The 18723-nt window shown below is 39.3% G+C and carries 22 protein-coding genes and 2 tRNA genes; 15 read left to right on the top strand and 9 right to left on the bottom strand.

The window, feature by feature from the left end; genetic code table 11:
• The first annotated feature begins 1 nt into the window (after position 1).
• The 3 genes from secF to R0J88_RS12030 all read left to right on the top strand — a co-directional run bounded on the left by secF (position 2) and on the right by R0J88_RS12030 (position 3693).
• Entirely contained in the window at positions 2-955 is a 954-nt protein-coding gene (gene secF, locus R0J88_RS12040; RefSeq protein WP_006791186.1) for a protein translocase subunit SecF, read from the top strand.
• Positions 956-1082: 127 nt separating this feature from the next.
• A complete protein-coding gene (locus R0J88_RS12035; RefSeq protein ID WP_410900038.1) occupies positions 1083-2852 on the top strand; it encodes a bifunctional diguanylate cyclase/phosphodiesterase in 1770 nt (589 codons plus the stop codon).
• Positions 2853-2883: 31 nt separating this feature from the next.
• Positions 2884-3693: a substrate-binding periplasmic protein gene (locus R0J88_RS12030; RefSeq protein ID WP_410900037.1), complete on the top strand. Its 810-nt coding sequence runs from the start codon at positions 2884-2886 to the stop codon at positions 3691-3693.
• A 63-nt stretch (positions 3694-3756) separates the two neighbouring features.
• Here R0J88_RS12030 and suhB read toward each other — a convergent pair whose 3' ends face one another.
• Positions 3757-4560 carry an inositol-1-monophosphatase gene (gene suhB, locus R0J88_RS12025; RefSeq protein ID WP_006791183.1) on the bottom strand — a complete coding sequence of 268 codons (804 nt, stop codon included), beginning with the start codon at positions 4558-4560 and terminating at the stop codon, positions 3757-3759.
• A gap of 248 nt (positions 4561-4808) precedes the next feature.
• Between suhB and R0J88_RS12020 the strand changes: the two genes are divergently transcribed.
• Positions 4809-5225 (top strand): VOC family protein, encoded by a 417-nt coding sequence (locus R0J88_RS12020; RefSeq protein WP_006791182.1) that lies wholly within the window; start codon positions 4809-4811, stop codon positions 5223-5225.
• A gap of 55 nt (positions 5226-5280) precedes the next feature.
• Here R0J88_RS12020 and R0J88_RS12015 read toward each other — a convergent pair whose 3' ends face one another.
• Positions 5281-5937, bottom strand: coding sequence for a LiaF domain-containing protein (locus R0J88_RS12015; protein ID WP_410900036.1), 657 nt, complete (start codon positions 5935-5937; stop codon positions 5281-5283).
• A 319-nt stretch (positions 5938-6256) separates the two neighbouring features.
• Here R0J88_RS12015 and R0J88_RS12010 point away from each other — a divergent pair, with 319 nt between their 5' ends.
• The 3 genes from R0J88_RS12010 to R0J88_RS12000 all read left to right on the top strand — a co-directional run bounded on the left by R0J88_RS12010 (position 6257) and on the right by R0J88_RS12000 (position 7404).
• Positions 6257-6820 (top strand): BON domain-containing protein, encoded by a 564-nt coding sequence (locus R0J88_RS12010; RefSeq protein WP_006791180.1) that lies wholly within the window; start codon positions 6257-6259, stop codon positions 6818-6820.
• 63 nt (positions 6821-6883) lie between these two features.
• The gene (locus R0J88_RS12005; RefSeq protein WP_006791179.1) at positions 6884-7042 is read left to right on the top strand and encodes a YqaE/Pmp3 family membrane protein; all 159 of its coding nucleotides are present in this window, start codon (positions 6884-6886) and stop codon (positions 7040-7042) included.
• Between the two features lie 285 nt (positions 7043-7327).
• Positions 7328-7404: transfer RNA gene (locus tag R0J88_RS12000), tRNA-Ile, on the top strand.
• 362 nt (positions 7405-7766) lie between these two features.
• Here the strand turns inward: R0J88_RS12000 and R0J88_RS11995 are convergent.
• From R0J88_RS11995 to R0J88_RS11975, 5 genes are all read right to left on the bottom strand, one after another.
• A complete protein-coding gene (locus R0J88_RS11995; protein ID WP_024605474.1) occupies positions 7767-8363 on the bottom strand; it encodes an inovirus-type Gp2 protein in 597 nt (198 codons plus the stop codon).
• A 313-nt stretch (positions 8364-8676) separates the two neighbouring features.
• A complete protein-coding gene (locus R0J88_RS11990) occupies positions 8677-8964 on the bottom strand; it encodes a helix-turn-helix domain-containing protein (RefSeq protein WP_410900035.1) in 288 nt (95 codons plus the stop codon).
• 2 nt (positions 8965-8966) lie between these two features.
• Positions 8967-9167: a helix-turn-helix transcriptional regulator gene (locus tag R0J88_RS11985; RefSeq protein ID WP_410900034.1), complete on the bottom strand. Its 201-nt coding sequence runs from the start codon at positions 9165-9167 to the stop codon at positions 8967-8969.
• A gap of 73 nt (positions 9168-9240) precedes the next feature.
• Entirely contained in the window at positions 9241-9819 is a 579-nt protein-coding gene (locus tag R0J88_RS11980) for a hypothetical protein (protein ID WP_410900033.1), read from the bottom strand.
• Positions 9816-11159, bottom strand: coding sequence for a tyrosine-type recombinase/integrase (locus R0J88_RS11975; RefSeq protein WP_410900032.1), 1344 nt, complete (start codon positions 11157-11159; stop codon positions 9816-9818). Before R0J88_RS11975 ends, R0J88_RS11980 begins: the two co-directional genes overlap by 4 nt.
• A 165-nt stretch (positions 11160-11324) precedes the next feature.
• Here R0J88_RS11975 and R0J88_RS11970 point away from each other — a divergent pair.
• Positions 11325-11414 (top strand) — tRNA-Ser (locus R0J88_RS11970).
• Positions 11415-11600: 186 nt separating this feature from the next.
• The gene (locus R0J88_RS11965; RefSeq protein WP_058429645.1) at positions 11601-12182 is read left to right on the top strand and encodes a porin family protein; all 582 of its coding nucleotides are present in this window, start codon (positions 11601-11603) and stop codon (positions 12180-12182) included.
• A 63-nt stretch (positions 12183-12245) separates the two neighbouring features.
• Here R0J88_RS11965 and R0J88_RS11960 read toward each other — a convergent pair whose 3' ends face one another.
• Positions 12246-13061, bottom strand: coding sequence for a DUF4437 domain-containing protein (locus R0J88_RS11960; RefSeq protein WP_410900031.1), 816 nt, complete (start codon positions 13059-13061; stop codon positions 12246-12248).
• Between the two features lie 137 nt (positions 13062-13198).
• Between R0J88_RS11960 and R0J88_RS11955 the strand changes: the two genes are divergently transcribed.
• The gene (locus R0J88_RS11955) at positions 13199-14164 is read left to right on the top strand and encodes a LysR family transcriptional regulator (RefSeq protein WP_410900030.1); all 966 of its coding nucleotides are present in this window, start codon (positions 13199-13201) and stop codon (positions 14162-14164) included.
• 6 nt (positions 14165-14170) lie between these two features.
• Here R0J88_RS11955 and R0J88_RS11950 read toward each other — a convergent pair whose 3' ends face one another.
• A complete protein-coding gene (locus R0J88_RS11950) occupies positions 14171-14500 on the bottom strand; it encodes a 5-carboxymethyl-2-hydroxymuconate Delta-isomerase (protein ID WP_006791175.1) in 330 nt (109 codons plus the stop codon).
• A gap of 206 nt (positions 14501-14706) precedes the next feature.
• On the opposite strand from R0J88_RS11950, the gene R0J88_RS11945 reads away from it, so the two are divergent.
• From R0J88_RS11945 to R0J88_RS11925, 5 genes are read left to right on the top strand one after another with little or no spacing between them, the layout of a single operon-like run.
• The gene (locus R0J88_RS11945) at positions 14707-15189 is read left to right on the top strand and encodes a CreA family protein (protein ID WP_410900029.1); all 483 of its coding nucleotides are present in this window, start codon (positions 14707-14709) and stop codon (positions 15187-15189) included.
• A gap of 18 nt (positions 15190-15207) precedes the next feature.
• Positions 15208-15981 (top strand): hypothetical protein, encoded by a 774-nt coding sequence (locus R0J88_RS11940; RefSeq protein ID WP_410900028.1) that lies wholly within the window; start codon positions 15208-15210, stop codon positions 15979-15981.
• An 11-nt stretch (positions 15982-15992) separates the two neighbouring features.
• On the top strand, positions 15993-16619 hold the full coding sequence (locus R0J88_RS11935; protein WP_410900027.1) for a LysE family translocator: 627 nt from the start codon (positions 15993-15995) through the stop codon (positions 16617-16619).
• A gap of 35 nt (positions 16620-16654) precedes the next feature.
• Positions 16655-17146, top strand: a complete 492-nt coding sequence (locus tag R0J88_RS11930) for a gamma-glutamylcyclotransferase family protein (RefSeq protein WP_410900026.1) — start codon at positions 16655-16657, stop codon at positions 17144-17146.
• Positions 17147-17159: 13 nt separating this feature from the next.
• Positions 17160-18701 carry a serine hydrolase gene (locus R0J88_RS11925; protein ID WP_410900025.1) on the top strand — a complete coding sequence of 514 codons (1542 nt, stop codon included), beginning with the start codon at positions 17160-17162 and terminating at the stop codon, positions 18699-18701.
• Positions 18702-18723 lie beyond the last annotated feature (22 nt).

Genomic DNA, 18723 nt, shown 5'->3' with positions numbered 1-18723 from the left:
CATGCAAATTTTAAGTTTGGGTAGCAGAACCCTTCGTTTCATGTCTCTTCGAAAAGTGGCAATGGGCTTTTCTACGCTATTAATTGTAGCGTCGATAGTATCAATGTTTACGAAGGGCTTAAATTTTGGTCTTGATTTTACCGGCGGCACCGCGGTAGAAGTGGGGTTTTCTCAACCGGCTGATCTTAAAAAAGTGCGTAATGTACTTGGTGAAAATGGCTTTGCTGATGCATCAGTGCAGCTATTTGGTTCGAGCCAAGATATATTAGTGCGCTTAGCTCCACGTGGAAGCGATGTTAAAGCTGAAGTAATTGGTAACCAAGTAATTGATGCACTGAAAAAAGCGGACGACAGCGTAGTCATGCGTCGTATTGAGTTTGTTGGCCCAAGTGTCGGTGAAGACTTGAAAGAGCAGGGTGGCCTAGCCATGTTAACTGCACTTATTTGTATCTTAATTTACGTTGCATTTCGTTTTGAATGGCGTTTTGCTGTGGGTGCTGTAGGCGCACTATTACACGATGTAATTATCACTTTAGGTTTGTTTTCAGTACTGGGTTTAGAGTTTGATTTAACTATATTAGCGGCAATATTGGCGGTAATCGGTTACTCACTCAACGATACTATTGTTGTATCTGACCGTATTCGTGAAAACTTCCGAAAAGTACGCATCGACGATACCGTTGAAATTATTGATATTTCACTTACGCAAACACTTAACCGTACACTTGTTACATCAATCACCACAATTTTGGTATTGATTGCATTGTTTGTATGGGGTGGACAAACCATTCATGGTTTTGCTACTGCATTATTGTTTGGTGTATTTATTGGTACATATTCTTCTGTATATGTTGCAAGCTCGGTTGCACTTGCAATGGGAGTAAGTAAAGAAGATTTAATACCAGAAGTGATAGAAAAAGAAGGTGCAGATCAAGATCCGATGGCAATGCCATAATCTTAAATGCATTAAAAAACCGCTCTATGAGCGGTTTTTTATTGCCTGTAACATAGGGGCTTGAAATAAAAATGTCATACAGAATTGATATTTTGTTGCTCTATTTAAAATAATAATTGAGCCAGTAGTGACCCTTCAACGACAAGCCTTAGAGGCTATTTTAGATAGTGGGGAAGTAACCACGTTATTTCAGCCTATTTTAGATATATCTGGTCAGCTCATTCTTGGTTACGAGGCGCTTAGTCGTGGTCCACAAAATAGCCCATTAGAAATGCCCAATAAGCTCTTTAAAGCTGCGCATCAAGAGGGCCTTATTTCTGAGCTAGAGCTACTATGCCGCTCAAAGGCAATAGAAAACTTTGTTAAGCTAAATTTGCAAGGTAAGCTTTTTTTAAATGTGAGCCCAAAAACGCTACTAGACCCTTGCCACCCAAAAGGCGAAACACGCCACCTAACCGAGCAGTTTGGTTTAGCGACTAATCGTGTTGTTATAGAAGTAACAGAGCAAGACAAAGTAGATAACGACGACTTATTACTTAAAACCATTGCGCATTACCGAGAGCTCGGTTTTACCATTGCAATTGATGATTTAGGTGCCGGGTACTCTGGCTTAAAGCAGTGGTCTGCACTGCGTCCTGACTATGTAAAAATAGATCGTTATTTTATCGATCATTGCGATCAGAGTGAGGTTAAAAAGGAGTTTTTAAAATCAATTATTGTTTTAGCTAAAGCAACAAACACCTTAGTGATTGCAGAAGGCATTGAGCGCTCTGAGGAACTCGCTCTGGTTGAAAGTTTAGGCATTAATAATGTACAAGGTTTTTTATTTGAACGACCGAACTTGCAACCAAGTCGTGATTTTAGCTCTGCTCAAATACAAGCACTTACATTTAAATTATGTGATCAGTTTGATCAGTCAATGGCGATTGGCGCGCTAAGCCAACCACAAAAGGCCATAGCAAGTGATACCCGATGCAAAGACGCTCATTTACTCTTTGAGCAAGACAAAGCCATTATTAGCATACCTGTAATTAATCAACAGGGTCAGCCAGTGGGCCTACTACATAAAGACCAACTTACCGAGGTATTTGCAGCACCCTATGGTCATGCTCTTTATGATAAGCGCCCTGTTATAGAGTTAATGGATAAACAACCCCTGATTGTTGCTGAGGACCAAAAGCTAGATACGGTGAGTAAGCAAATAACTGAGCAAGACTTCGATATTAGGCGCCATATTGTTATTACTAGAGGCGGCAATTATTTAGGGCTTGCGCCTCTTAGAGACATTTTAAAACATATAACAGAAGAAAAAATTCGCCACGCACAACATGCAAACCCGCTAACAATGTTGCCAGGCAATGTCGCAATAAACGAAGCTATAGAGCATAGGTTACGTAATAAAAATAAATTTCATCTTGCTTATATTGACCTGAATCACTTTAAACAGTTTAACGATCTTTATGGCTACGCGAGTGGTGATAGTGTTATTAAATTATTGGCTGATGTAACAGTGCAAGCCTGTACAAATAGTGCTAACTTTGTAGGACACATTGGTGGTGACGACTTTATGGTTGTTTTTGACCAAAGCGATGCGGTAAGTATTTGTAATCGTATTATTGAACAGTTTGAACATCGTTCTCGTGCTTTTTTTACGCCCGATCACATAGCTAGCAAAGGGTATTGGGCTACAAATCGTGAAGGTGAAAAGCAGTTTGTACCGTTACTCACCTTATCTATCGGATTAGTTGAACCCGATTTACAGCAGTGCAAAAATAGCCATCAGGTTGCAGCATTAGCAACGGATGCAAAGAAAGAAGCCAAACGATTTCGTCATAGCTATCTTTTTACATGCAAGCGAAGGCGCCCAGCGCCTCCAGTAGTAGCGATTAGCAAATAGTAAAAAGGTAATTTACTAATAGGTGATCATGATGTTGCCATTAAAGTGTATCGTATGTGTAGTGAGCTTGTTTATTGGAAGTGTTGTAGCAAGCGAAGTTAATATTGTAAAAATTCCGAAAGATCAACATGCGCATTTTGCCCGTGATGATTACCTCAATGACATGCTAACCAAGGCATTGATAAGAGCCCAGTATCCTGTCGAAATAGAACGTGTTGCTGTACACCCGCATCAGCAACGCAATTTAATGTCACTTGATGATAGCTCGCTTGATTTATACTGGAGTATGAGCAGCCCTGAACGAGAGTCACTGGCAACAGCTATTAAAATTCCATTGTTCAAAGGGTATATAGGCAAAAGAGCGTTAGTTACAAATAAACAGAATTTAGATAAATTTAAAGATATAAAAACGCTTGAGCAATTATCAAAACTGAGCTCGGTACAGGGGCATGATTGGCCTGATACGCGCATATTGGTTAATAACGGTTTAAACGTGAGACCATTATCAAACTTGAAAGCCATGTTTGCGCTTACTAGCCAAGGCCGCATAGATTACTTTCCGCGATCATTTATTGAAGTCAATTCTGAGCTTTTAGAGCGAGATCACAAAAATTTACGTATTGTGCCTAATTTATATATTAGCTACCCAACAGCGCTATATTATTTTGTGTCTAAGGATAAGCCTGAGTTGGCTAAAGCGCTTGAGCAGGGAATTAAAATAATGCAGCAAAACGGCGAGTTTGATGCGTTATTTTATGAATACTTTGCTACAGATTTAAATTCCCTTCCTTATACAAAAGGGGAAACTATAGAGATTAAGCTAATAAACCCATATTTTTAACAACAAAAAAGGAGCCTAGGCTCCTTTTTTAGTTGTACCAATTATATTGGTAAAAGCAATTTATTAGCGAAGTAACGATTCAGTTAACACTGGACGAATTTCACGAATAATAGCTTGAGTCAGTTTTGGCGCGCCACAGATGATATTGCCACTGTGGTTGTAGTTATTACCACCAGCAAAATCGACAACCATACCACCTGCTTCTTTAACCATAAGCTCGCCTGCAGCAGAGTGCCAAGGTTTTAAGCCAATTTCAAAAAAGCCATCAACACGGCCAGCAGCAACATACGCCATGTCTAATGCAGAACAACCTGCGCGACGAATATCTGCAGTGTGAACAAATAACGCTTTAAACGCTTCAGTGTATGCATCTGTATGTTGTTTATGCTTAAAAGGAAAGCCCGTTGCTAAAACTGTACCAGCAAGAACAGTTGTTTTACTCACGCGTAAACGCTTGCTGTTAAGTTGTGCGCCTTGACCTTTAGATGCAGTGAAAAGCTCACCACGAATCGGATCATAGATAACGGCTTGGTCTAAACGACCTTTAACTTTAAGTGCAATAGAGATTGCGTAATGTGGAATACCTTTGATGAAGTTTGTTGTTCCATCGATAGGATCTACAATCCATTGGTAATCATCATCCTTGCCTTTGTGTTCACCTAGTTCTTCGCCCACAACAGAGTGAGTAGGGTAAGACTGTAAAATAGTGTCACGGATTACGGCTTCGGCTTCTTTATCAATATTAGTTACTAAATCGTTAGCGCCTTTTTGTTGCACTTCAACTTTTGATAAATCTTCGCCAGCGCGAAGTAAAATTTTGCCTGCGTTACGCGCAGCGCGAACCGCAATGTTTAACATTGGATGCATGGAGTTACCTTTGGGTTGTAAAAGAACGTTTGTATTTTCAGCCGGCGTATTTTAGCGACTTTTGACATAAAGTAAACAATAAACCCTAAATACTTGTGGGTGTTTTTTGTACAGCCTTGAAAGTGTTGCACATTTAATTAAAACAAAAGTGTATTTTTAATGACCCACTAAAAATTTAAAAAAAGCGCTTTACCTAAAGTTAACTTGAGGTTTTATTGTGTGTTTAAATTAACTCACAAGGAAACAGTATGTATTTAGAACACGTAAATTTAGTTGTTAAAAACATTGATACCATGATTCGCTTTTACCAAGCCATTTTTCCCCACTGGGTAATACGAAGTGAAGGGCGGGGTGAATGGTATGGAAAACCAAGGCGTTGGGTCCACTTTGGTGACGACACGCAATACATAGCAATGAGCGATCATGGTGAGGGTGAAAACAGAGCGCTTTCAGGGCATCAAGTTGGGTTTGCTCACTTTGCTTACGTGACGGCTAATTTAGATAATACGGTGTCTCGTTTAAATAAAGCGGGTTTTTCAGTTCATAAGCAAGGCAATGAAAACCCATTTAGAAAAAATATCTACTTCAGAGACCCTTCGGGCTTTGAAGTTGAGTTTGTAGAGTACTTGTCGGATATACCTGCAGAACGAAATAATGATCTTTAAGCCCACCACTATATGGCTGCCAAAAGCAGCCATATTAAAGCAAATACAGTTGCACTTATTTACTGCTGACTCCAAGCTGTGACTTTAAATCGTTTGCAAAGCTCATGAACTTTTCTTTTATGGTACGTTTTATCTTTACTTCAACCGACCCTAGTATCGCTTTGCCTTCAATATGAATGGTAGGACCTTGACGCTTATTTAACGTTACTGATTTGTTTTCTAGCGTGCTTAAAATACAAAACATTTTGGACACAACATTAACATGCTCGGGTACGTAAATTTCGTCGCTACCAAAAATACAATTAACATGAATTGTCACGTTTTGATGCGTAAAGATAGCGTCGGTGAAATCAAGCACCACAGAGCCCATATAATTATTTAGGTAAATATTTTTAGGAACCACCCATTGTCCGCTTCGCTCGTTTGAACCCAAAATACTGCGCAGTGTGATGTCGTCATCGCTATTTTGTTGAGCACTGTAATTAGGCGTAAACTGCGATTGCTTTTCAGCTATGTATTGCTTGTCGGTATTAAGTGTTAAGTCTTCTACTAACGTAAGCAGCACAGAATTGTCTTTTGCATCCATTGCTTTGTCTAATCGTCTTTCAAATGCCTCAACCGATATAACGCCATGGCTATAGTTATAAATTAACTGATCAATCACTTGTTCGCGTACTTGCTCTATTGGGCGGTCTTCAACTTTTACAGACATGGGGCATTCCTTAATTGTATTTGCTATTAGTTAACTAGTTAGCAAACCGTATACCAAAATTAATTTTGTTTATTATCAACAGCTTAATTTTTAAAGGCTTTTTGTTTAGTTGTTATATTAACGATACATTAACCAAAATAGCAATAATCTAGTAATTTTCACACTTTGAGAAAGTTTTACTCACTTGCCTGTAAATAGGGGAATGCGTTAAATCTATAAGAGTCTATACTTCTCGTTAAGTTTATGATTTTTAACGGTAAATAAAGTTGGCTTGATGTTCGCATTAGTTAAAGTGTCTTTAATCAAAAGGAGAAAGATTATGAAAACATTTAACAAATCTATTATCGCCGCGTTAGTTCTTGGTACAACAGCAATGGGTGCACAAGCAAACAGCTGGGAAAACGAAAGTAAAGATGCTTGGATTGATGGCAAGGCAGAAACTGTGCTTCTTATGAACACAGACCTAAACAACTTTGACATAAACACTGATGTAACAAATGGCAAGGTAGTACTTACAGGTAAAGTTGATAGCGAAGTAGAGAAAGAGCTAGCAGAAGAGCTTGTACTTAGTCTAGATGGCGTCATGGACGTTGAAAACAGCCTAACCGTTGTTAAAAACATGAGCGCTAAACACACAGATTCTAAAATGATGGATGATGATAACGACCTAACGGACGCTAAAATTACCACCGTTATTACAACACGTTTCCTATTTGATTCTGAAGTAGGTGGAACCGATATTGATGTAGATACCGATAATGGTGTTGTTACATTAAACGGCTCAGTTGAATCATCAGCGGAAAAGCAATTAGCAATCGAAATTGCTAAAAATGCTGAAGACGTACGTGATGTGGTAGATAACTTATCTATCGTAGCTGAATAACGTTATACTCAAAGCCCAGCATTGCTGGGCCTTTTGTTTTTAACTGTTTGAAGGAGCTAAATAATGGATATCATTCGCATAATACTGTCTGTTTTGCTACCACCACTAGGTGTTTTTTTACAAGTGGGCTTAGGTATGCATTTTTGGATTAATATTTTATTAACGCTATTGGGTTACTTCCCTGGGTTAATACATGCAATTTATATTATTGCTAAAAAATAATGCGCAGCTGAGCTATGTTTACGCCAGTTGTAAGTAAATATCGCTCAGCGCATTCTATTAATAAATATTATTTTTAATCATTTTTACTTTATTTTCCTAAAACTCCCCAAATTTACCCATTCACACTCTTTAAAAGATTACAATTTAAGCAGTTAGCTTATTGATTGTTAAAATAAAGGTTTTTGGTAGTGACAAGCCCTAAAAAAGTTTTTATACTGCAACCCGCTTTAGTCGCTCTGTGGCTGAACGCTTCAAAAATTAACTGCCTTGCAGTTATATAAAGTTGGCCCCTTAGCTCAGTTGGTTAGAGCACACGACTCATAATCGTTAGGTCCCCAGTTCGAGTCTGGGAGGGGCCACCACTTTTCAAAGCTTTCCAAGTAAATATCTACTAACTTAATTTAAAAAATATCTCTACGGAACGGTAGCGGATCGGTTTTTAGGCTTTTGTTATAATTTAAAACAACTACTACACGCGCGTAATGCTCGCAAAACCTATATGAGCTTTTGGGCTATATAACTTTAGCGTATTGCATGTATTACTCGAAAACCATAATTCAGTAAGTCTCGAATAATGGTATAGCTTTAAAAATGTATAAACAAAATGGCAAAAGGTAAGGTTTTATCAAGTTTTGTAGCGTTGTTAGTATCAAGCAACTCCCTAAAACCATAAGTTATACTAAGTTTTAGCTCGTATATGCTTGCCTTGTTCGGTTAATAGATTTTATATCAGCTTAGTTTTTAGCCTACTTGTACCATAGTCTTTTGTTTGACTGTCTTTATAGCCTTTGCCACGCCCCTTTGCTAAATAGGATAACCAGTGTAAAGCATCTAATCTTGCCTCTGGTGAATTAACATAAATATAGCTTCTACGGTTTTTAGAATAGAACCCTCCCATTTCTTCCCATACTTGCTTAGCAAGCTTACAAACATAGTGTGATGTTTTCACACGGTCACCATCAAGCCATAGTGCAAGGTGATAATGCTGTGCTTTAGACTTCTCTAATTCTCTTACCCAAGCAAACCCAATTTCAAGATCACCATATTGTGCATTAAGCCTTGTCGTTAAGCGCTTTCTGAATTGCGTCATTCGAGTGTTGTTTTCTGTTAGCTCTGATTGATGTAACTCAATCATAATAAATACTAGACGACCCCATTTATCTAAGCCTATATCAAATTGCTCAAATAACACCTTGAGTAAGTATGTATAACAGCCTGAGCCCTTAGCGTTAACTTTCACTAATTCACCACGATGTAAAACAGTATCAGATTTAGAAATATACTTTCTCCCCGTGGTGTTTTTTCGCTTATGTTTTTGCATAAACTAATACACACACTTAAAGGGATAATATAAACGACCGCTTATAATTGCGTTACCCATGAGTACGCAATAGGCCGCCAGCATTGGAGATAAGGCAATAGTCCAGTGACAAAACCGCCAAGACAAAACCGCCAAATAAGAATAAAGACAAAACCGACAAATTATTATGAGATTAAAAACACAGTAGATACTGCAAAAAAAGTGAATATTAAGCATAGATAAGTTACTCTTTATTAGCTGGTGGCTAGGTCGCCAAACTTCCCCACCAGCTGTGGTTATTGGTCTTAGTTCGTATAGTGTTTAGCTATGCGTTCTAGGACTTCCCAAGTAACTTATTTAGCTTTTCTATTTCTCCTTTATTCATAGCCTTATACTTAAACGAGTAGCGCCTTACTCGGTCGTGTTCTATGCCATGAGGGTCAAAGACTTTTTCATCTACCCAGTTAAAAATAATACCTTTGTATTTTAATTCCTTTATTCGGGCAGCTAAATGGCAAACACCTATGGCGTCTGCTTCATAGCGGTTCACAGAACCGTATTTAGTAATGTATTTAGCGATAATAATTTGCTGATTGTTGGCTGATAGGGCGTGTTTATACATGGTTAAACCCCCTTACCAGCTAATAAAGCCTGCACGGCATCAGCAGGCCATAATAAGCGGCCTGAGGGTAGCTTGATTGGTTTAATGCCATAAAAGCTTCCCGTTTTGCATAGGCGAGTTCTTATCGTGCTTGGTTTGCCTTGTAACGCTAAAGCAAACTGTTCTGTGGTTAGATTTTGTGGAGTGAATGTAATTGTGTTCATGCTTATACTCATCTGTTAGTTTGTATAAGCGAATTATGATGATATCTATTTGGTGAATCATTGGAAAAGTGCTTTAAGTACTTTTCCTTTTTTTTCTTTTTTTGGGTTTGACTATTTTATATATGAGATCTTCAGATCTATTTATATGCTTTGCTATAAGGCCACATATGCTCTCACCTTGTTGATTTCCTTGTCTATCTCCTGACTTTATCATAGGTATATCGCGGAATTTTGCCTTTGCTTCAAAAGCTATAATCCTTATTAAAAAATCTCTTGTATAGTTATTCCACTCTTGTAGGTTTGCTGGTTTCTTTTCATTTCCATCAAATAGATCGCGTATAAAATCTGCGAGGTTTTTGGGTATAGGTCTTTGCAACGTGTTTAAATCTTCAAAAATTCGTATTAGCGCTTCCCAATATACAATATGGCGTTTAGCTTCATTAATAATTTTATTTAACTCCTTTTCGTTTGAGCCAATTGTATAAAGCTGATTAAACTCTTTCCCTGCTACTTTGCCCGTGTAGGTGCCTGCTTTTTTGGCTATTTCTAAAACAACTAAAGGCCGACCACTAATACCTAATATATCTTTTTCAAGCTTTTTATATTTCGTTTCAATAAAACGATCGGCTTCTATTAATTTATTATCACTCATAAAGCCCCCTTAATAAGCGTTAAACGCTGCTCATCAACTGTAGGCATTGCAACACCAGCCTGTTCTAATACCCAAGCTTCTAACGTTGTGTGCCACTTCCTTAATAAATCGAGCGGCCTTTGTTTGTAATGCTTTTCAGCGGTGGCACTGGGTTTGTGTCCCATGATTTGAGCAACTACGCCCGTTGGAATTTCTACCCATTCACTAAGGTTTGAAAAGCTACGTCTTAAACCATGCAAGGTTAGCCCCTCAATACCAGCAGCTATTAGTGCGGGTTCAACGCTTTTTCTGGGGTCTGTTAATTTGCCTGATGCGCCTGAGGGGGTCGAGAAAACCCATTCATTTCTGCGGGGTAGGTTAATAAGCAAACTAGCTACATAAGGCGTTAAAGGAATCACTCTATAACCAGAGTCTGAACCGTTGCTGGTGGCCTTATCGCGTATGGTCATACTATTCCATTGTAAATCTAATTCAGTCCATTTAAGGCCCACCAGCTCATTTCTTCGCGCACCCGTTAAAAGTAGAGTTTGCACAAACGCTGAAATAACAGGATTTTGTATTTGTCTTACGTATTTAAAAAAGGCGGGTAGCTGTTCTTTTTGCAAGCTATCGGTTCGAGCGTTTAGTTTAACGACTGTCTTTTTTACGTCTTTTGTCTTTAGCTTTGCTACATCAATTAAGCCTGAATATTTATCTTGCTCACTACACCAGTTTAAACAGGCAAACAATAAGCGGTAGGTTTGAGCGGCAACACCTGCGCGAGTCTCATTTTCTTTTTGTAACCAGCGTTCGATTTTTTTCGATGTTAAATCTTTTAGCTTTGTTTCGATTAGTGGATATAGACAGCCTGCTTTTGTTAAGCGGCCTTTTCCTCGCGCCCATGGCTGGTTAGGTTCTTGAATTGCTTTTAGGTGGTCTTTGTAATGCTTTTCACCCCACCTTTTTTTATTGGCGTCGATATACTCTAGCCAAACTTGTTTTAAGGTCGTTGTTCCGCGCAATTGCTCTTGTTCTTCGGCAAGTTCTTTTGCTGCTTTTGCTTGTTTAACTTTGGCTGGAGTTATGTAGTCTTTCGCTTGAGTTTGAAACTCTCTTGCTTTGGCTCTGGCTTGGTCAATATCAAACGCATCAACTGGGCCAATTACCGCGCGCCTTGTTTTACCATTAATCCATGCCTGAAAAACATAGGTCTTTTTACCCGAGGCAAATGCACGTATTGCTAGGCCTTTACACTCGTCGTCCCATAAAAAAGACTCTTTTTTACCTTCCTCACATTTAAATGTTTTTACACGTCCTGCAGTAAAGTTAACTTTGTTAGTGGTATTATTTGCTTTAGCCACTTGAACCCCCTTATGGTTCTTGATGGTAGCCCTAAAGGTGTTGGCGCACTTTTAGGGCTTTTAAATATCTACGGATCGTTCACGGATCGGTTTTGGATAAATATACATCAATGTAAAGCAATGTTCCATACTTTGATTTTAAGCTTTAGGTCAGTAAATATAAGGGGTTTGAGGTGTGTAGCAATGCAGGTAAATACTTTTTTAGTTCGACTCATAATCGTTAGGTCCCCAGTTCGAGTCTGGGAGGGGCCACCACTTTCCAAGTAGATCCCTATTAATTTTCACGCACTTAAAATCCAAAGCCCTAAATTATTATCCTTTATTGGTTGATATATTGATTTTTAATTAATCTATAAAATTTCTAATTGCAATCAAATATATAGCTGTGTATTTTATTGGGTACAACAATATGTTGTTAAAATATATCTAAAAGGAAGTACCATGAAAATGAATAAAGTCGCACTCTTATTATTAAGCTCAGTTTTTGTCACCCCTGCTGCATTTGCAGAAACACCTAACTTTAATTATGTGTCTGGCGGTTATTTAAATGCAGATCTTGATGGCGATGATTTAAACGGTTGGACGCTTGATGGTAGTAAATTACTAGGCGATAACTTTTTTGTGTCTGGTCAATATAAGACTGTAGGCGACTCAGAAGATGGTTTGGATGTAGATCTAAATTGGTTGAGCGCAGGCGTGGGTTACCGTACTGCAATTAGTGAAAGCACTGACTTTTATGGTTTAGTAACGTACGAAAACATTGAAACTGAAGTATCGTTCAGCGGTACTGATTTGTCGGATGATGAAAATGGCTATGGGTTATCTGTTGGTGTTAGATCAATGCTAACTGATAGCATCGAAATTGATGGCCGTTTAAGTTACATTGATATTGCAGATGACAGTGAAACAGCTATCACTTTAGGTGCTCGTTACTATGTGAATACAAATTTCTCTGTAGGTACTAGCTACACCACAATAGATGATTTAGATTATATTAGCTTAACTGCACGTTACAGCTTTTAATCACAAGCAGTTAAATGAGCGCACTTATTAGTGTGCTTTTTAGTTTTACGTAGCTATAACACGCTAATTTACGTGGTATAAGCCATTGCTGCGAATGTAAATAGTTGCTGGTATATCGCTTGTGTTCTCAAGCGAGTGAATGAATTTACCCCCAGATTCTACAAAGCTACCTGCACTTAAGTTTTGTGAGTTACTTTTTGAGCTGTATTTCACGTTGCCTGCGATTATCACTGCACGAAACTCATCCGCATCTGTGCTAATTTTCCCCTTAAACCCGGCTGGTAGTTTTATCATTGAGCCGTACATTGTCTCGGTGTCTCCCCAAAGGTAGGTTGTTTTTACACCTTTAGCATTAATATTGCTTACGTCGCTTTTGTCTAGCCAAACAAGGTTGTCTTTATGTACGTTTAATGGGCGTTCACCATTATCAAACTGTTTGTTTGTTGGTTTTACTAAATAAGGGCCTGAGTCTATTTCTAGGTAAATTAGATTTGTAGTGCCTTTGGCTGCAGTAGTATGGTTTTCACCGGCAGGTTGTGTCCAAAATGATCCCGCAGGCATCCACATTTTTTCAGCTGTGGGGTCGTCATTGTGCATTTGGCCTTCAATTACGATACCTCGGTAAGTAATGTTATGAATATGCGGCGGGGACTCGAACCCTTTTTTAAAGCGTACTAGCATACCTGTTGCGGTATCTGCGGTACGATCGCCCCATAAATCGGCTGCACCGGGACTTTGATCGCCTCTTAATGGGTTTAAATAGCCCCATTTTACTTTGTTTGCAGGTATTACTTTTGATTCGTACTCGTCTGCAAAAGTAGGTGCAGACATAAGCGAAGTTGTGAGCATTAAAGCTGATAGGACAATTCTACATTTCATAAATATTTTCCTTTGCGTTGGGATAGAGACACAATAGCGAGTATTTTTCATTCCATAAACAGGCTAATGTTTAATACAGTTTCGTTAAAACGTGGATAATTGGCAGCATCAACGAATAGTTTTATAAAGGGGCGGATATGAAAATTGCAGATTTACGCGTATTACTAAAAGTTGCGCAGCTTCAATCAATAACAGCGGCTGCGCATCAGTTGGATATGAGCTCGTCGGCAGCGAGTGTCTCTATTAAACGAATAGAGCAAGCTCTTGGTACACACCTATTTGTTCGTACTACTAGAAAGATAAGACTGACCGCTGAAGGTGAGCGTTACTTACCCTTATGCGAACAGGCGCTTGGGCTACTAATGCAAGGGCAAGCGGCTATTAATGAAAAGCAGGAGTGTATTACAGGCGAAGTGCGAATGGCGGTGTCGTCTGAAATGGGACGTAATTTAATGCGTGTTTTGCTTAATGAGCTTATGGATATTCATAGTTCTATAACTTTGAGATTGCATGCAAGTGATAGCCGTGCTGATTTTTATCGTGATGGAATTGATGTTGCATTAAGAGCGATGAAAAAAGGTGTAGCTGAGGAGCTTAATTTATATGGATTTAAAATTTGTAATATTCCACACGTGGTGTGCGCTTCACCTAGTTACTTAAAACTGAATGGCGAGCCGTTAGTGCCGAACGATTTGAGCGAGCACAACGCATTACTCTACAAACTTTACGAAGTAGTGCACGCTGATTGGGAGTTTTATGATAATACACGGCAATACAAAGTTAAAATGAACAGCGATAGAGCTGTAAACGATGGTGATATTGTTAGACGCTGGTGTGTTGATGGTGCTGGGATTGCAAAAAAGTCAGCCATTGATGTAGCAGATGATTTGCTTAGCGGTAAGCTCAAACGAATAATACCCGATTATAAAATACCCTTAACAGAAATGTGGTTAGTGCTTCCGAGCCGGCAGTTTATTTCGCCTGCAATAAGGCTGATACGTGATGAGTTAAAAAGTAAAATAATGGCTCTTAGGGCATCGCTATTGGCAAAGCATATTTTGACTGAAGACGAGTGGCCTTGTGATGATGAGTACAAGGCCTGAATTGTGTTAATTTTTACGATATATCTCGTGGTCCATGTCGTAAATATTAACGCTTAAACTGTCAGACTCCCTGCAATAGGTTTTTAAACACGCAAGTAGGTGCTCACTCAGAGTTTGCTTTTGCTCTACTGTTCGCCCTGCCATAATGTGTGCTTGCACATGTATAAACCCTTCTTTACCCACACCCAATTGATACTGCTGATATGCAACTGCGCGAGTTTTTATAGTTTCTAAATCAAATAAACCGCTTTCGAATGTGCATTTATGGATTTTTTCTACCAGTACTTGAGGTAATACAGGGAGGTCTTCTGAGTGCTCAATAATAATGTGCGGCATGCGGGTGGTTCCTGTTGGTTACGGCATTAAGCGTGTCGTTAATTGTAACAAATACACGACGGCTCGCTAAACCCCATACGGCTAAAATGTTTGTTTTAAACTAATTTAGTTGTGCTGATTTTTGATGTTAGTATAAAAACACACAGGTGAACCCAAGCTTATTAAAATAAGCGTGTAAAAAAACCTAGCTTATATTAAGGATGAGTATGAAATTTCAGCAAAAAATAAAACATTTAGCCGTGCTAATGGGCGCAGTAATTACGTTAAGTGCCTGCTCTGATGATGTGGCGTCGGTGAGTTTAGGTTTGTTTACTACAAAAGATGTGGTGGTGAACTCACAACAAGATCCGATCATTAAAGGAGTGACGTGTCATATTAGTCATGTTGAGGCCGATTTAGACTTTTCTGACCCGTCAGACATGTCGATTGCGTGTCGTCAAACAGGGCCAATCACCGCGGAGCAATTACACGAAATTGATCGTAGTAAGTCTGGTGAGGTGGTGTTTAAGTCATCAAAGAGCATTTTATTTAAATCGTTAAAGGTGCGCCGAATATACGACGCTAAAACTCGCACATTATTATATTTGTCGTATTCAACAAAAGAGTCGAGCGGCAGTCATCATCATGCATTATCTACTGTGCCTTTATATAACACGAAAGCATGGCAGTGGGCACAAGAGCAAGAATAATTAAATTAAGAGTACACTATGTTAGCGTTATTTAAATCAGCGCCTTTGTTAGAGCAACAAGAGCAGCAATGGCTTATTGATACTTTTATTTGGGCTGTAGAAAATTTTGATGTTGAGTTTTTTACTAAACATACGCAAATAATATTGCCTACAGGGCAATATTTTCCTGATTCGGTATCAAGTATTGAGCAAATGGCCACCAGCGTATTTAAGCGAGTAACTACGTATTCGGGAATGAGTGCATGGCCAATTCAATTAGTTGCGCCTCAGCAATTACAGCCACAAGTGTTTCCTCGTTTTGAGTTTAGTAGTGTAATACGTGGTGAGCGCTGTGAGTTAATTGTGCCGCCGAGCCATGCTATTAATATTTCATTTAACCCTAATCAAATAAATCAGCCCCAAGATTTAGTTGCCAGTTTTGCCGGAACACTGGCTACTATTATGATTCATCATGTGGGTGTATTGCCTCCAGGGGGGAAGGACTTTTTACCCCAAGCTGCTGATGCGCTTGCCTGTTTTTTAGGTTTTGGTGTCATGATGAGCAATACGGTGTATCAGTTTAAAGGCGGGTGCGGCTCATGTTACAACCCGTACGCTAACCGTGAAGCACAATTGAGCGAAACACATACGGTATTTATGCATGCTTTGGTTTGCTACTTCAAAAAAGACAACGTATCTAAAAAACATTTAAAGCCCCATTTACGAAGCCAATTCAAAAAAGCGCAAAAAGAAATTAAAGCGCTGGTGAGTGAATCGGCAAACCCGTTATTACTGGCGTATGCACCTAACTAGCAAGGATAAGTGTGGACTATTTAGATGAATTTTTATTAATTGTTATTGCTCACTTCTTTGCAGTAGCGAGCCCAGGCCCTGACTTTGCTGTTGTGCTAAAGCAAAGTGTGCAACAAGGTAGGCGAAACGCATTGTGGACAAGTGCAGGCGTTGGCGGCGCTATTTTGTTGCACATAGCTTATTGTGTAATGGGTGTGGCGCTTATTTTGTCTCAATCGCCTAGTTTGTTTATGGCACTTAAATATGTAGCAGGCGCTTATTTGGCTTATCTTGGAATACAAGCACTAAGTGCGGCTAAGCCGGGCGTATCATCAACCAATGATATTGATAACCAAACAGCTCCAGAGGAGTCTATTTGGGTTGCTTTTAGACGCGGTTTTTTCACTAACGCACTGAACCCAAAAGCCACGCTCTTTTTTATGTCGTTATTTACCTTGGTAATAAGTCAAACAACGCCAGTGAGTGTGCAAATTGGTTATGGTATTTATATGGCGCTTGCAACATGGGCGTGGTTTTCTGCGCTTTCGTTGGTACTTTCTAAAGCCTGCGTGCGTGATTTTTTTCAGCAACGCGGCTACTGGTTTGACCGAGGTATTGGCGTTATTTTAATTGCATTGGCTGTACGTGTTGTTATTTAACTTGTTCAATTTATGTAATACAAGCAGGAGTAAACATGCCTTTATATAATTTTTCGTTTGGATCTAACATGTCGTCTAATCGTTTGTTGGCACGTTTGCCAAATGCAAAGCGTGTGGGCACAGCAATCCTTAAAGGGTATGAGCTAACCTTTGATATGTTTTTTTCTGATGGCTCGGGTAAATGCAGTATTCAAAAAACTGATGAAGCAGATGCCTTAGTATACGGTGTGGTCTATGAAGTTAACACTGACGAAAAACTCACTTTAGATGCGATAGAAGGCCCAGGTTACGATTGTGTAGATATAACGGTTGAGCTGTTAAATGGGCAAACAATTGATACCCATTGCTATATTGCAAATACACACGACGAGGACGTTTTACCCTACGATTGGTACGTTAAACATGTTCATCGCGGAGCACTTGAAGCGGGCGTACCAAAGGCTTACAGTGATGCAATACTTAATCGCCCACAAAAGAGCGATCCTAATAAAGAACGCGCAGCAATTGAATTTGCAGTGCATCAATAATAAAAGGACTAACATGAAACTGACTAATTTAGCGGCTTTTACACTACTGACCAGTGCTACTTTTAATACTTGGGCACAGGTTGATACCAACAAAATAGAAGAGGTCATTAAAACCTCTATGGCGCGCTTTGATGTGCCAGGTATGGCCGTTGCTATTGTTGAAAATGACGAGGTTGTACTCGCTAAAGGGTTTGGCATCGCAAACCTAAATACAAAGGCTGAAGTAAATAAAGATACGCTATTTGGTATTGCATCAAATACAAAGGCATTTACCAGCGCCGCGTTAGCTAAATTAGTCGATGAGGGGAAATTACGCTGGGATGACCGCGTAATCGACCATTTACCTGAATTTAGATTATACGACTCATATGTAACCCGGGAAATGCGAGTGCGCGATTTACTAAGCCACCGTAGTGGTTTAGGCCTTGGGCAAGGCGACTTAATGATTTGGCCAAGCACAGATAAATCAGTCGCTGATATTCTATCGGGGTTAAAATACTTAAAACCAGCCAGCAGTTTTCGTAGTAAATACGCTTATAACAACCTGATGTTTGTAACAGCAGGTGAAGTTGTAGCGCGTGTATCTGGCATAAGTTGGAACGATTACGTTGAAAAACATATTTTACAGCCGCTAAAAATGACCAATTCACGCGCAGGTTTTTCGCGTATCCCAAAAAGTAATAAAAACTGGGCAATAGGGCATATTCCAATGGAGGGAAGCTTACACCCATTTTTTGTTAATTACCTTGAAGACTTTAGAGGTGCAGGTGCTATTGCATCGAGTGTAGAGGATATGAGCCAATGGCTACGCACTCAATTGACTGGCGGCAAAATGCCTAATGGCGATGAATTGTTTAGTGAAAAACAACAAGCGCAAATGTGGCATCCGCACATTACCTCTATGGCATCTAAAAGTGCCTTTGAGGCATACCATCAACAATTTAGAGGTTATGGTTTAGGTTGGAGTATAGAGGACTACCACGGCTTTAAAAAGCTAGGTCACGGTGGCGGTATTTTAGGTATGGTGTCGCAAGTTACCTTACTACCAGAAAAAAAACTCGGTATTGTTATTTTGTCTAATCAGCAAGCATTTAGTGCTTTAAGTGCAGTTACCCACGAAGTACTTGAGGATGTGCTCAACCTAGAGGATAAAGATTGGGTTGAAGATTTAGCCAAAAAGCATTTTGAAGGTAAGCAAAAAGCGTACGCAAATGCGATACCACCAACCCCTGCGGATTATCAGCCACAGCTACCTAGTATAAATTATACTGGTACATTACACGATGATTGGTATGGCGACGTTATTATTGAAGAGCTTGATGGTAAATTACGAATTGATTTTACACACACAAAACGCTTAAAAGGCACACTTGAGCACTATACAGGCAATACGTTTATTGTTAAGTGGGACGAAAAGCTGCTCGAAGCCGATGCGTTTATTAGTTTTGAAATGAGTACAGCTAACCGTGTTAATAGCGCCAACATGCGTGCAGTTTCAACAGCCGTGACCGACTTTAGTTTTGACTTTAGAAATTTAAATTTAAAAACTAAATGATTAACGCTTAAGTTATATAGCT

This window comes from Pseudoalteromonas sp. SIMBA_162, assembly GCF_046535955.1.
GTDB lineage: Bacteria > Pseudomonadota > Gammaproteobacteria > Enterobacterales > Alteromonadaceae > Pseudoalteromonas > Pseudoalteromonas marina.
Note: the sequence above shows the minus strand (reverse complement) of the source record. Positions and strands in the feature narration are given on the sequence as shown.

Coding starts and splice junctions, on each gene's coding strand:
- R0J88_RS11980 (WP_410900033.1), bottom strand. CDS start 9,819: ATGAGTGATAATAAATTAATAGAAGCCGATCGTTTTATTGAAACGAAA.
- R0J88_RS11990 (WP_410900035.1), bottom strand. CDS start 8,964: ATGTATAAACACGCCCTATCAGCCAACAATCAGCAAATTATTATCGCT.
- R0J88_RS11950 (WP_006791175.1), bottom strand. CDS start 14,500: ATGCCGCACATTATTATTGAGCACTCAGAAGACCTCCCTGTATTACCT.
- R0J88_RS11955 (WP_410900030.1), top strand. CDS start 13,199: ATGAAAATTGCAGATTTACGCGTATTACTAAAAGTTGCGCAGCTTCAA.
- R0J88_RS11930 (WP_410900026.1), top strand. CDS start 16,655: ATGCCTTTATATAATTTTTCGTTTGGATCTAACATGTCGTCTAATCGT.
- R0J88_RS12005 (WP_006791179.1), top strand. CDS start 6,884: ATGGATATCATTCGCATAATACTGTCTGTTTTGCTACCACCACTAGGT.
- R0J88_RS11985 (WP_410900034.1), bottom strand. CDS start 9,167: ATGAACACAATTACATTCACTCCACAAAATCTAACCACAGAACAGTTT.
- R0J88_RS11940 (WP_410900028.1), top strand. CDS start 15,208: ATGTTAGCGTTATTTAAATCAGCGCCTTTGTTAGAGCAACAAGAGCAG.
- secF (WP_006791186.1), top strand. CDS start 2: ATGCAAATTTTAAGTTTGGGTAGCAGAACCCTTCGTTTCATGTCTCTT.
- R0J88_RS11995 (WP_024605474.1), bottom strand. CDS start 8,363: ATGCAAAAACATAAGCGAAAAAACACCACGGGGAGAAAGTATATTTCT.
- R0J88_RS12030 (WP_410900037.1), top strand. CDS start 2,884: ATGTTGCCATTAAAGTGTATCGTATGTGTAGTGAGCTTGTTTATTGGA.
- suhB (WP_006791183.1), bottom strand. CDS start 4,560: ATGCATCCAATGTTAAACATTGCGGTTCGCGCTGCGCGTAACGCAGGC.
- R0J88_RS11945 (WP_410900029.1), top strand. CDS start 14,707: ATGAAATTTCAGCAAAAAATAAAACATTTAGCCGTGCTAATGGGCGCA.
- R0J88_RS12015 (WP_410900036.1), bottom strand. CDS start 5,937: ATGTCTGTAAAAGTTGAAGACCGCCCAATAGAGCAAGTACGCGAACAA.
- R0J88_RS12020 (WP_006791182.1), top strand. CDS start 4,809: ATGTATTTAGAACACGTAAATTTAGTTGTTAAAAACATTGATACCATG.
- R0J88_RS11965 (WP_058429645.1), top strand. CDS start 11,601: ATGAAAATGAATAAAGTCGCACTCTTATTATTAAGCTCAGTTTTTGTC.
- R0J88_RS11960 (WP_410900031.1), bottom strand. CDS start 13,061: ATGAAATGTAGAATTGTCCTATCAGCTTTAATGCTCACAACTTCGCTT.
- R0J88_RS11925 (WP_410900025.1), top strand. CDS start 17,160: ATGAAACTGACTAATTTAGCGGCTTTTACACTACTGACCAGTGCTACT.
- R0J88_RS12010 (WP_006791180.1), top strand. CDS start 6,257: ATGAAAACATTTAACAAATCTATTATCGCCGCGTTAGTTCTTGGTACA.